This window comes from Peribacillus huizhouensis, assembly GCF_014138605.1.
GTDB classification, from domain to species: Bacteria; Bacillota; Bacilli; order Bacillales; family DSM-1321; genus Peribacillus; species Peribacillus huizhouensis.
This window is the reverse complement of sequence record NZ_JACJHX010000001.1, coordinates 1-13,059: the sequence shown is the minus strand read 5'-3', so window position 1 is coordinate 13,059 and position 13,059 is coordinate 1. Positions and strand designations below refer to the sequence as shown.

The following is a 13,059-nucleotide window of genomic DNA, read 5'->3' as shown; positions in this document are numbered from 1 at the left end:
AATTTTTATTCTCACCACATTCTACAATAAAAATATAGAAAGGGTAGATATAAGATGAGTTCTATTTTTTGGCTAACAAATGCACGATTAGAGAGTGGTTACGACGTTGAAAATGGCGTCATAACGGGTACAAATACGGAATGTTACCATCTATTGATCAAGGACGGGAAAATTGCGAAGATCGTATCTTCTGATGAAACTATTACAGATGATTTACCAAAAAAAGATGTGAAACAATTGTTGGTTCTTCCATCTTTTATAGAAAAACATTGTCATTTAGATAAAACATTGCTGGGTGACCGATGGCGTTCAGTAACACCTGTTAACAATATTTTTGAACGACTTGAAATTGAGAAAGGAGTTCTACCGAACTTAGAAACTACTACTCAGGAACGTGCGGAAAAGTTGCTTGATATTTATTTGAAATCCGGAGTAACTAACATACGTACACATGTTGATATTTACCCTGAGGTTGGCTTGAAGAATTTTGAAGAAGTTCATAAAGCGTTGCAAACGTTTGAGGGAAAGATAGCTTATGAAATAGTTGCCTTTCCACAACACGGTTTATTGCGTACGAGGTCAAAAGATTTAGTAAGAGAGGCTCTCCGTCAAGGAGCGGGCTTTGTAGGTGGCGTAGATCCTGCAACCGTTGATGGCGATATTGAAGCATCTTTACAACTGATGGTTGAACTTGCTGCAACAGAAAATGCGGGGATTGATTTACATTTGCATGACGGGGATCATTTAGGTATCTTTACAATAAAGAGATTGGCGCAGTTAACGAAAGAAGCAGGTCTTCAAGGCAAGGTGGCGATTAGTCATGCATTTGCACTTGGGGATATTCCTCCATCTGAAGCTGAAGAAATGGCAGAACTATTGGCTGATTCAGGAATCACCATTATTACGAGTGTTCCTCTTGATAGAAGGTTTCCGCCTGTTGGCTTATTACACAGGAAAGGTGTATCGGTTGCCGTTGGATGTGATAATATTTTTGATGTTTGGTCACCATTTGGAAATGGGGACGTTTTAGAACGAGCTGGTCGTTTGGCGGAGATTTCAAGATGGGCAGATGAACGTTCTTTAGCACAAACGCTCCAGTTTATTACCGATGGAAAAATACCGCTTAATTCTGAAGGAAATCAAGTTTGGCCGCAAATTGGGGACGAAGCGAGTATTGTGTTTGTTGAAGCTTCTTGTTCCGCCGAAGCCGTTGCAAGAAGATCTAATCGTGTAGCAACGATGTTCAAAGGAGAAATCGTTTCAGGTTCTCTTGATTCAAAATAAGTATGATGAATAAACCATTTTCAAGAAGAATCAACTATTATTTTTTCGAGCAAAGAGGAGAAAAAACCACGCCAAAAAAATCTGGCCGGGTATTAAGTGTCTGCCTTCGGCTTGTCACAGTTTTTCCTATGTTAGCATATTAGTATATGTAAATTGAATTAAGGATGGAAATATCTTAGAATTAAAAGTAGGGATTCCCTTTTTTGGGTGTCGAATCCTTCCGACTTTTCAGTGAAGAGTGGTAAGATTCAATGAAAGGCATTGTCTTTAGCAACTTCCTTTACGGAACTGCTAACGACAATGCCTTTTTCTATGCTAGAACTAAATAAAAGAAAATGATTTTTTTAATAAAGGCTAAATTAAAGAGCATTGTTGATTTTTTAACCAACAGGCAAATTTAACACAGCCTAAATAAAAGAAATAAGTACTTCAGATATTTGAATGAATAGTTTAAAAAAAGGTAATTTCGATGAACTAGGAGGAACGATAAGATGGAGATTGATACAAGAGTAAACTCATTAGTCAACATTAAAGTAATCGGTGTTGGTGGCGGAGGGAATAACGCTATTAACCGTATGATCGAGCATGGAGTTCAGGGTGTAGAATATATTGCTGTTAATACAGATGCACAAGTTCTTAATTTATTAAAAGCAGAGATTAAGATACAAATCGGTGCAACATTGACAAAAGGATTAGGATCAGGGGCAAATCCAGAAGTAGGTAAAAAAGCAGTAAAAGAAAGCCAAGGGCAGATCCAAGAGGTATTAAAAGGCACTGACATGGTATTTGTTACAGCAGGAATGGGCGGCGGTACAGGTACGGGTGCTGCCCCTGCTATAGCTCAAATTGCCCGTGATCTTGGCATACTGACCATTGGAATTGTAACACTCCCATTTTCGTTTGAGGGCCGTAAACGTGCAAAACAAGCGGCAATCGGAATCGCCTTAATGAAGAAAGCAGTGGACACATTAATTGTTATTCCAAACAATCGATTATTGGAGATTATACATAAAAATACACCCATAGTCGAAGCATTTCGAGAAGTGGATAATATTCTTCGTCAAAGTATCCAAGGTATTTCCGATTTAATAGCTGTACCAGGATTAATCAACATTGATTTTGCTGATGTACAAACGATCATGTCCAATAAAGGATCTGCCTTAATAGGAATTGGCAGCGCAACAGGTAAAGACCGTGCTGCTGAAGCTGCAAAGAGAGCTATTTCCAGCCCGTTACTTGGCACTTCTATTGATGGAGTTCAAGGTGTGCTAATGAAAGTCACAGGGGGCACCAATTTAAGTCTATATGAAGTACAAGAGGCAGCAAACATTGTTACTTCTACTGCAAGCCACGAGTTAAATATGATTTTCGGTTCTGTCATTAACGAAAACTTAAAAGATGAGATTATAGTAACCATCATTGCTACTGGCTTTAATGACAAGGAGGTTCCATTATTAAGAACTTAGTAAAGATAATTTAAATATACGTAAACATTTTTATTTAAATTTCCTTAATATTTTTTATAATTAAAAAAACAAGTGGTCTTTGCATATTTTAAGTGCTATCAATGCTAGTAAAAGATACTTTTAAGAGAATAAAAGGAGGATGTATTTTGAAACTGATCAAAATTTTGGCGATCATTCCGTTCCTTGCTGGTATTGCCGCTATTCTTCCAATTCCCGCTTGAAGGTGGGATCATAGCACTTACTATAAATATAATCGGTGATCTTTGTAAGTGTGGTCACAAAGAATTATAGTGTTTCTAAAAATAGAACTGAACAAGTTGCATCATAACGTTGATAAACCTTTTGTTTTGGAGCCCCTCAAAATAACTTTTGACGGGCTCTTAACTATTTCATTTCTACTTAAAGTTTTTATTGCTGTTTTCGTGTAGATTGTGGCTTTCTTGACCATACTGTTAAAAGGCTGAAATAATGGGCATTCAAGAGGCGTTCGAGAATGTGGAAAGACGTCAGCGAATTAACCAAATCGGAGCAAATAGCGTTATATAATGCGATGAAACAAGACTTGTTTCCAGATGAACCAGATAAAATTACGAAACTACTCAAAAGTATTCGTGAAGCCCGATTCGCTTCTGGTTTGGGGTGTGTTTATTGTGGAAGCACATCGGTTAAACGGAACGGTAAATATCGTTCGCTATCTGTATAATGATTGCGGAAAATCTTTCAATGATATGACAAACATACCATTTTCAGGCTCTCGTTACCCTGAAAAGTGGATGAAATACATTGAATCAATGGTTTAAGGTTATACCCTGCCAAAAATCGCTGAACGCTTGAAAATTCATATCTCCACTGCTTTTTATTGGAGACATAAAATCTTGAACGCATTAGAAAGTCTTGGTTTTAATCAACTACAAGGAATAGTCGAGAGTGAAGAAACCTTCTTTCGTGAGTCTATGAAAGGTCGAGAAGTAACGCACAGAAAAGCCAAGAAGCGTGGCGAAAAAGGGGAAAAGAGAGGTATCTCTAACCTTAAAATTGTCGTTGTGGTGGCACAAGACCGCAATGGAAGTGTAATTGCTCGAAAAGCAGGAACAGGTCGAGTAAAAGCCGAAGAAATTAACGCTGTGATAGGTGAGTTTATTCACCCGGCAGCATTGTTATGCACTGATACCGCAACGAATTATAAGAAGTTTGCCAAAATGAAAGGATTACAGCACGAAACAGTCAATGAACGTCAAAAACAGCGTGTAAAGAAAGGAATTTACCACGTGCAACACGTTAATAACTTTCATAATCGCTTGAAAACTTGGATGGTGCGTTTCCAAGGAGTTGCAACAAAATATTTAGATAACTACCTCTACTGGTTCAGATGGCTTGAACTTGGTAAAAACTTAGCATTTGAAAATCGAGTGGGGCAAATGCTTATTTCGGCGTGCAAAAAATCTATCACTCAACCACAGATTATTTTAGAGCTTCATAAATTTCAATTAGTATAAAAAATACGAAAAATATAACTAATAACCGCAAAAACGGCTCCCGAAGCTCCAAACAAAATGACCCAATGAAGTTTTTTGGTCCACTTTTTTGCTAATTCATCAGTAAATTCTTGGTCTTTATCAATTTTTTTCAATTCTGTTCTAAAACGTAATAACTGTACTACTGCTCCAACGAAACTAATTGCTGCTATTAACTCGAAAAGTTTAACCCATTCCATTTAATTCGCTCCAAATTTCCAATAATGATTTTCTGTTAAATCATTATATCATGACGCTAATACTTTATTGAATAGCAACAAAGTTTACGAAAACAGCCTTTTAATAGTCTAAAAATCTTTAAGGCCAATTGTATTTGTAGTAATTCCTCTGAGTGTTGTTAAGATTGCATGATACGGTTCCTTTGACAAGCAACCGTAGAGTTGCTTATACTCGATATATGAATTGGGACAAAGACGCTATATTCAAAGCACTTGGCGATTCGACTCGGCGGCTTATATTAGATGAACTATCCGAACGCAACGAGCTCACGTTGTATGAACTTACGATACGTCTCATTATGAAGCACGACCTTTCCATTTCGCGACAAGCGATAGCTAAACATCTTTCTGTATTGGAAGATGCTGGGCTCGTAAAATCGAAACGAAAGGGAAAATATCGAGTACTTATATTCAACAACGAACCACTTAACAATTTGCTGAAGGGATGGATAGAGTAATTTTATTAAAAAAACTTCTGACGAATGTATGGTTTTTCTGCTTGGAGCCAGATTGTTAGCAGAGTACCATACGTCGAAAATATCAAGGAGGCAATAACATTATGAAAATCATTGTTACCAGTATCTTCGTTCAAGATCAAGACAAGGCATTGGAGTTTTATACAGAAAAGCTGGGCTTTGTAAAAAAGCATGACGTTCCCGTTGGAGAATTTAGGTGGATAGCCCTTGTTTCTCCCGATAATCAAGACGGTACCGAGCTTTTGCTCGAACCGAATAACCATCCTGCCGCAAAGGAGTACCAAAAGAAGATAGTTGCCGATGGCATCCCAGCAACAATGTTTGGCGTTGTAGATATTCACAAAGAGTACAAACGATTACTGGAAAAAGGCGTAAAGTTTACTATGGAACCGACAAAAATGGGCCAAATCACAATTGCTGTATTCGATGATACATGCGGTAACCTTATTCAGATAGTGCAGAAGTAACTTCATGAAGAAGTAACCTAGTTCTATACGATTTTATTGGCAAGTATTAAGTTCGGTGAAGTGGTTTTTATCAAAAATTAAACAACTTTACGTTAACCCTGTCCTATTATTAGGACGGGGTTATACATTTTTAAAGTCTAAAATAAATGAGATTGTTGTCGTTCTTCAATGGAAATGTACTTTGTAAATTAGTTCACTTAAACTCTAACGGGTGCTTTCCTTTATTAACGATCTACAGCAAAATAGCTAAAAGTAGGTAGATGCTTCTTCAAGAATCGAGCGCTTTACTGGCATAATGATCACGGAAATGATCAAACTTTTTTATAAATCTACTAGAAAAGAATCTATTTTGATCAATCAAAATGGATTCTTTTTATTTACCATAAAAATCATCTTCATTCCGTTGAAACAAGCAAAAAAGGAACTTGAAATAGCGCTTATTCTAAAAGCTGTAAATTTTTATGGCAATACATACAAAGCTGCTAAAGCTTTAGGGAGGATCAATCCTTGAGAGTCGTTACATGAAGCTTTTAATAATGAGAAAATCATTATCACCACCATTGATACCTCAGAAATACATAAAGCAAAAGGAGTTTAAAACTACATAACTAATCGTAGATCTGATGTTTATATTAAAGAGGGGTTAATTTAAGGAAGAATTAAAATAAAGAACAACTTGTTCTAGTATCATCTTCTGAATGCTAAATGGCGGGGTAGGATGTAATACATTATTAAGCCCTGAAACAGTATCACTTGATGCTAGTGTAGCAATGGAACCAACATGAATTAAATATTGGCGGACACTAGGAATCCTATGAATTTAGCGGGCATAGGAATCCTTTTTAATGTTATTCGGTTATGTAAACTGGTCCATGTGTAATGTACATAATCGGCCATCTCTGATCCCTCAGGAAGTATGGGAGCGAATAGCGTCCTACTATGTTGATGTGTTCATGCCAGAGTAGAAAGCTTAGCAACTTCATTCTCCTCTATAACATGTGTATATTCTTTGAATGAAAAGCAGAAGAGTTTACGTGTAATTCTTCCTTTATCACCGATAAGCTGGTACCAGGATTGACCAACATAAAAAGGGTTTGAAATGATCTTATCGATGATGTAAGAAATGCGATCGTTTGCTTCCGAATTTTCAATTTTAGTTTTACACGATAGTGACAGAACAAAATACGATTTATCACTTTCAAGTTCAAGTAATTGAAGGTGATAACTCTCTTTCTGGGTATTATTGAATTCATTTAATACCTTTCCAATACTTTTTTTTACGTCTACTTCAAATTTATTTGCTTCTCCCCAATTTGATACAAGAGAATCATATAGTGACAACGTGAGAATATAATGTGTGGCATAATCTTGAGGATCAAATTCTTTCGGATTATCTTCTTCCAAAGGGTAAATAATAAAATCTTTATAGTTAGCAAAAAAATTTCCATTCATATTACTTACCTTCTTTCTTTAAAATGGTACGTTCTAACATGACTAAGATTAACTTGTTAATTCTCTATAATAGATGCTTAACCCTTTTTCAGAAATGAAAGATAGTCAAAAATACCCATATTTAGGTATTTAAAAATCTCTACCTTTTTCAATAAATTAGTTCGATAAAATCAATGTACATCAACGAACGTTCATAAATGATTTTTGGACTTTTATGACATTACAATCATTGCCATACTGTGAACTCCCACTTAAGTTCAGACGACCACTTCCGAATCCTCACAACTGGTTCCGAATTGGTTTTGAATATCTTGGAATGAAGATAAAAGCAAGGAGAGGACCATCTGCTATCGCATCATGATCTTTTTTATCAAAAAATGAGTGAACATCTTTGAATATAGACCGCTACGAGCCATTCGGCTGCCGCGAGCATTGGCAATGGAAAATAGATTTTCATTCTGATTAATAGACAACAGAGACGTTGAGCCTTGATTTGACAACGTCTATAAGGAGTAGTGAAATGTGTGTTCGTAAATTTGGTGTAGTTATTTAAAAAAGTTTGATCATCTAAAATAAAGTACGATTATTTAAAATTAAGATTGATTAATACTATCCATTTCTTTGGTTGAATAATGCACATAAAATTTTAATGAAAAGAGCCTTATTTAGTTTTGTGGGAATCAAGAAAGTGAAGTTCTTTGAATTTGGGAATATGGAAAGTCCAAAAGGAAAACAAATGAAAAAACTAGAAAAGATTTATAATTATTTTAAAAGACTAGACCACTAGGATAACTCGATACCTCATTTAGATAAGCCACGGTAGGAAATTTTTAGCATGGCTGCAATTGTATTCTTTAGCCAGATTTCTAACGTGTTGGGGGGATTATGTGCAATGAACTACTCATTCATTAAGTTGAGAATACTAATTTATTAATTAGGGGGGAAAATAGTGCAGGAAATAAATCAGCATATATTAAATGTTATTGATTTTATGAACACAGATCATAAAACCTTATTTGTAAAAGTTATGGGGTACGATGCGAATCTCGGGAAAGAATTTTCTGGGGAAATAAAATTTCTTAATGGAATGCCTTTTGGCGATTTAATCCATCCAAAAAGGTCAATTTTATCTCCTGATTGCATCCGGTACATACGCGAGAATTTATTAAGTAAGTATAATGCGGGGAAGTTTACTTAACTGTAGGTTAACACCACTTCTGAGATCGCATTAAATAATTAGCAGAACAGACATAGAAAACTCTGGATAAGGGGCGTGAAAAGCCCCTTATTCAGGGTTTTCTATGTTTTAGTATTGTAAGAAAATTACACAAAAAAAGCGAATTTTCAAGAAATTCTCCTTGTTTTTCTTTGTTCTCTACACTGATTAAGGTGGAGATAATTACAGCCCGATAAATATTGATACAATTGTTTATTATCCGTTCAGATATATGGGGGAGTATGTTAATCGGCTATATGTTAGGGTGGGTAAACTTACAGGGAAATTACTAATACAAATTATTTTCGAGTATGGTTTTTATGTAGTTATCCTTTAATAAAATTAACCTCAGGCTGTTTAAAAGTCTTATTTAAATATAAAGATTGGAGGGTTCCTGACAGCCTTCCTTATCTTTTTTTATGGTATCGGGAAGATCAAATATTGTGCTAGCTATTTTGGAATTCGTTAACCTTTAATCTGGAATAATCGAGGAAGTACATGATTAAAAAGGATTAAGAAAAAAATCTAGAAAATAGTACAGGATATTTATTTCTCTAATCATAAAATAATTTTGAGGTGATAAGCATGGTAAAAAAAATAAAGATTGACCCAGGACACGGTGGAAAAGACCCAGGTGGGGTAGCTAATGACCTGCAAGAAAAAAACATCGTTCTAGATATTTCAAAAGAAATGAAAAGGTATCTTGACGAAGAATATACAGATCATAAAACCACTCTTACGCGTTTTACTGATGTCTTTATAGCATTTTCCGAACGCGCTAATATTGCCAACAGAACCAATGCTGATGTATTTATCTCAATTCATGTTAACGCTGGTGGAGGCACTGGTTACGAGTCTTATATATACACCAAGGCAAGTGCTAATTCTGAGAAATTACAAACTCTAGTTAATGCAGAGGCACTTGAAACGGCTAAAAAATACGGGCTAAGAGCACATGGTGATGATAAGAAACGAGGGAATTTAGCAGTTGTTCGAGAAACAAATATGCCAGCAGTCTTAACTGAGATTGCATTTATTGACTCCAAAGACGCTGAATTGTTAAAGAATAGAGATTTCATTAAAGATATGGCATCAGCTTATGCGCGAGGTGTAGCGAAATATTTGGATTTACCAGTTAAAAAAACGACAGTGCCGAAAGAGGAACCAAAAGTGGTAGAAACAGATATAAATAAAGTGAGCAATTGGGCACAATCTTCATGGGATGAAGCTGTAGCAAACGGCTATTTTGACGGTACAAGACCGGGAGCTTCAATCACAAGGGAAGAAGTAGCGATAGTAGTAAATCGTTTACGGAGTATCTTGCTTAAATTAATTTCTGAAAACTCAGGTGACATAAAGGCTCTTGAAATGAAGTTGCATGAAATTGAAAAACAAGATCAGTAATGATTAAAATCTTCTTAAGTGAGTTACTCATATTTTTAAAAGGAAGTCAGCTTTAATTTTATTTAAATAGGAATCGCAAAGGTTATAATCATTTTCAGAACATTAATAGTTATATTTGTAGCTTTATAACAAAGTCCGATAATTTATAAAAAAGATTGCTAATTTGTAAATAAAGTTTGATTAAAATCCTGTATTATATAAACAGGATTTTTCTTTTTATGTCCTTGCCGATGTTGAAAACTTCAATATGTTACTCCGTTAAAGGGCTGGATTGTTGAATATCACTTAGAAAGAATTGAAACGAAATTGTAAAAATAAAAAATGGAGATTGTGAAGGATATGTACTTAAACGAATGGGAAAGGTTAGATTATAAGGATTCTTTAAGTAAGCGATATTTTGTATACATAGTACATCGCAAAAGCTATCTTTCCCTTAATGAAAAGATAGCTTTATCCTTATCATACTTCCTTGGAAAACATAATCATATCTATCCTCATTTTTTTGTTATACCTTTACACGATGAGAAGGAAAAAACAGCAAGTGATAACCAAATAAAACTAAAGGAGATCCATTGGATCAAAGTGATTGTATTTTCAAATATAAATACCCCGAGGAGAAAAGTAATAGTTGGAGTAATATACTGAAAAAATCCGATTGTTGTTAAAGACATTCTTTTTGAACCTTCTGTGAACCATAAAAGTGGTAAAACAGTAAGGATACCTGCACTAATTAATAATAATGATAAATGAATGTCTGAACCAAAATACATTTTATTATTGCGTTGAATAAACACTAAAAAAAGCAATGCAAAAGGGATGACCATGATTGTTTCTATACACATTCCGACTAGTGTATCGGTCTTGATATACTTTTTCGTTAATCCATAAATCCCAGAAGTCATAGCTAAAGAGATTGCAACCCAGGGAATTTTACCATATTCATAAGTAATAACCAATACTCCTAAAAAAGCCATTATCATCGATATAAGAGTGCCAGTTCGTATATTATCTTTTACTATAAGGACGCCTAAAACCATACTAACGATAGGCGTAATATAAAGTCCTAAACTTGCCTCCATGATATAACCGAAGTTAACTGCCCAAATAAAAATTAGCCAATTTGCACTTATCGCAAGAGATGCTACAAAGATATAAGAGAATTGTTTGAAGTTTACTTTAAATTCTTTAAACAGCTTAAAGAAAGCCCGACGCTTTTTAGTCTGACATGCCATAATAATAACCACAAAGATAAATCCCCACAGAATTCGGTGAGCTAAGATTTCCATTGAGGAGACGGTATCCAGGGCGTTCCAGTATAATGCTAGAAACCCCCAGAGCAAGTAAGATAAGGAGATATAGATATAACCCATTATTTTCTCTGAATGACGGTGCACATAATCTTTTTCTTTAGCTGATGGATTCCATACTGGCATAGCTTTCACCTTTCAGTAATGAACTATTAATAAATATCGCAACGAATATTTTTATTCTTCTACAGGATCTTTAGGTCCGTTAAGTTCTAATTGATAAAAAGCTAAGTCAAGCCATCTATTGAATTTGAAACCTGCCTTTTCTATTGTGCCTGAATAAACAAAGCCAAAGTTTTTATGCATAGCAATACTTTTTTCATTTGCTGCATCAATGCCAGCAATTAAGGTCTTATACTCTCTTTCATTGGCAATAGCGATTAATTCTTTCATTAAAGAAGTCCCAATTCCTTTTCTTCTGTGTTCCTTATCTAGGTAAACAGAATGTTCAATTGAATATTGATAAGCTGGCCACACCCTAAAAGGACCGAATGTCGCAAATCCAACCACTTTATTATCTTGTTCGCAAACTAGTATTGGATAATCTTCATCCCTCTTTTGTTGATACCAAATTTGTCTACTTTCAAGCGTTTGGGGTTTATAGTCGTATACAGCCGTAGTATAAAGAATAGCATCATTATATATATCTAAAATATCCATTAAATCTTTTGAAGTTGCTTCCCTTATCATTTTTTTCTTCCTTTCATATTAAATTTGATTTTCTTCATTTATTTTAGAATTCTTCATGTATAACGTAAAATTGAACTTTTTAACCACCTGCTATAGACTAAAGTTATGGCAAAGCAGGCAGCAGGAAAAAACAAGGGACGGTGAGGACATGACTCTTCAGCAATTTCGTTATATAGTGGAGATTGCCAAGCATAATTCTATCAGTAAAGCTGCAACCGCACTTTACGTGACACAACCCAGTATCAGCAAAGCAGTGCGTGATCTGGAAGCTGAGTTAGGAATTAAGATTCTAGATAGAACGAACAAAGGGGTAGTCTTTACAAAAGATGGCACAGAATTATTATTTTACGCTAAAATGCTTCTGGAACAAACGGAGTCTGTCGCCCATCATTTTCATAAAGAGAAAAAAAAAGACTTAACAAAGTTTTCTATTTCATCTCAACATTATGGCTTTGCTATAGAGGCTGTTGCGAATCTAATGAATTATTTTGCTGATCGGAAATATGAGTTGGCAATTCGGGAAGGTAAGACAACCGATGTGATTGATGACGTGTATTCAAGTAGAAGTATTCTTGGAATTTTATCTCTGACCGATTTAAACAAGCATTTTTTTGAGCGTTACTTCACCTCAAAATTACTAACGTTTACTCCCCTTGCTTCATTGAAACAGCACGTCTTTCTACGAAAAGAGCACCCTTTGGCTCATCTCGAATGCATTACATTGGAGCAATTAAGGGACTATCCTTATCTGACTTATCAGCAGGATGACATGTTGTTACATTTTGCGGAAGAAGCCCTCAATGTAGACAATATCAGGAAATTAGTATATCTCAAGGATAGAGGGGCCATGAATAATCTCCTGTCAAATACAGATAGCTACAATTTAGGAACAGGCTGTATCGTGAATAATTACATGAACCCGAATATTATCTCTATTCCATTGGAAGGAGGCAATCTGATTCAAGTGGGCTTGGTGAAACGAAACGATGTTTTTTTGCCAGAAGAAGTTCTGGTATATATTGATTTTATAAAATTAGCTTTAGAAAAATCTATGCCTAATGATCTTATAAAGTAAGTGTCCAGGTCTTGCTGCATCTAAAACCAACTTATTTGAGGATAAAGCTTGGAGGGATTACTGATTACGAAGTAAAAGATAATCAACTTATTGTGAAAGTAAGCGCTCAAATTTCTCTAGCCAGTTATATTGGTGAAATTGTAATAGTTTATGAATATGGTGATAATAGTTTCAAGCCAAATCAATTGAATTAAAAGGGTGATTTACTTCAATAACGATCTTCAACAATCGAGCTCTTTAATGAAGTAATGAAAAAGTCCAATTTCTCAATAAATTTACGGAGAAGTTGGGCTTTTTAGTATTGGAATTTCCTTATCGTTGTAATTCGCATTTTTCTTACGGTACCCCATATTAGAATCATTTTCACTACTCCGTTAAACCAGCTAATAGATTGTCAATAAAAATCTTTTAAATTAAAAATCACTTCATGCTATACTAAAAATGAACAACTCAAATAACCCTCCGAATC

Annotated in this window: 11 protein-coding genes and 2 pseudogenes; 9 read left to right on the top strand and 4 right to left on the bottom strand. The window is 35.0% G+C overall.

Annotated features, from left to right (window positions below):
* Positions 1-54 precede the first annotated feature (54 nt).
* From HNP81_RS00060 to HNP81_RS00050, 3 genes and pseudogenes are all read left to right on the top strand, one after another.
* Positions 55-1,284: an amidohydrolase gene (locus tag HNP81_RS00060; RefSeq protein ID WP_182501217.1), complete on the top strand. Its 1,230-nt coding sequence runs from the start codon at positions 55-57 to the stop codon at positions 1,282-1,284.
* 491 nt (positions 1,285-1,775) lie between these two features.
* Complete coding sequence (ftsZ, locus tag HNP81_RS00055) at positions 1,776-2,750, top strand: cell division protein FtsZ (protein ID WP_182501216.1); 975 nt, start codon at positions 1,776-1,778, stop codon at positions 2,748-2,750.
* Between the two features lie 493 nt (positions 2,751-3,243).
* Positions 3,244-4,246: pseudogene (locus HNP81_RS00050) on the top strand (IS1595 family transposase).
* Here HNP81_RS00050 and HNP81_RS00045 read toward each other — a convergent pair.
* Positions 4,234-4,464 carry a hypothetical protein gene (locus tag HNP81_RS00045; RefSeq protein WP_182501215.1) on the bottom strand — a complete coding sequence of 77 codons (231 nt, stop codon included), beginning with the start codon at positions 4,462-4,464 and terminating at the stop codon, positions 4,234-4,236. The pseudogene HNP81_RS00050 and the gene HNP81_RS00045 sit on opposite strands and share 13 nt — an antisense overlap.
* Before the next feature lie 218 nt (positions 4,465-4,682).
* Here HNP81_RS00045 and HNP81_RS00040 point away from each other — a divergent pair, with 218 nt between their 5' ends.
* Positions 4,683-4,961, top strand: a complete 279-nt coding sequence (locus HNP81_RS00040; protein ID WP_028390685.1) for an ArsR/SmtB family transcription factor — start codon at positions 4,683-4,685, stop codon at positions 4,959-4,961.
* Positions 4,962-5,062: 101 nt separating this feature from the next.
* A complete protein-coding gene (glxB, locus tag HNP81_RS00035) occupies positions 5,063-5,446 on the top strand; it encodes a methylglyoxalase (RefSeq protein ID WP_028390686.1) in 384 nt (127 codons plus the stop codon).
* 951 nt (positions 5,447-6,397) lie between these two features.
* Here the strand turns inward: glxB and HNP81_RS00030 are convergent.
* On the bottom strand, positions 6,398-6,898 hold the full coding sequence (locus HNP81_RS00030; RefSeq protein ID WP_182501214.1) for a hypothetical protein: 501 nt from the start codon (positions 6,896-6,898) through the stop codon (positions 6,398-6,400).
* 610 nt (positions 6,899-7,508) lie between these two features.
* Here HNP81_RS00030 and HNP81_RS23685 point away from each other — a divergent pair.
* The 3 genes and pseudogenes from HNP81_RS23685 to HNP81_RS00020 all read left to right on the top strand — a co-directional run.
* Positions 7,509-7,685: pseudogene (locus tag HNP81_RS23685) on the top strand (NAD(P)H-dependent oxidoreductase); the annotation flags it as partial.
* Between the two features lie 162 nt (positions 7,686-7,847).
* A complete protein-coding gene (locus tag HNP81_RS00025; RefSeq protein ID WP_182501213.1) occupies positions 7,848-8,096 on the top strand; it encodes a hypothetical protein in 249 nt (82 codons plus the stop codon).
* A 603-nt stretch (positions 8,097-8,699) separates the two neighbouring features.
* Positions 8,700-9,518, top strand: a complete 819-nt coding sequence (locus HNP81_RS00020) for an N-acetylmuramoyl-L-alanine amidase family protein (protein WP_182501212.1) — start codon at positions 8,700-8,702, stop codon at positions 9,516-9,518.
* Between the two features lie 494 nt (positions 9,519-10,012).
* Here HNP81_RS00020 and rarD read toward each other — a convergent pair whose 3' ends face one another.
* On the bottom strand, positions 10,013-10,951 hold the full coding sequence (gene rarD, locus HNP81_RS00015; RefSeq protein WP_051404859.1) for an EamA family transporter RarD: 939 nt from the start codon (positions 10,949-10,951) through the stop codon (positions 10,013-10,015).
* 51 nt (positions 10,952-11,002) lie between these two features.
* Positions 11,003-11,515, bottom strand: coding sequence for a GNAT family N-acetyltransferase (locus HNP81_RS00010; protein WP_182501211.1), 513 nt, complete (start codon positions 11,513-11,515; stop codon positions 11,003-11,005).
* A 148-nt stretch (positions 11,516-11,663) separates the two neighbouring features.
* Between HNP81_RS00010 and HNP81_RS00005 the strand changes: the two genes are divergently transcribed.
* Positions 11,664-12,590, top strand: a complete 927-nt coding sequence (locus tag HNP81_RS00005; protein ID WP_028390697.1) for a LysR family transcriptional regulator — start codon at positions 11,664-11,666, stop codon at positions 12,588-12,590.
* The last annotated feature ends 469 nt before the right edge of the window (positions 12,591-13,059 follow it).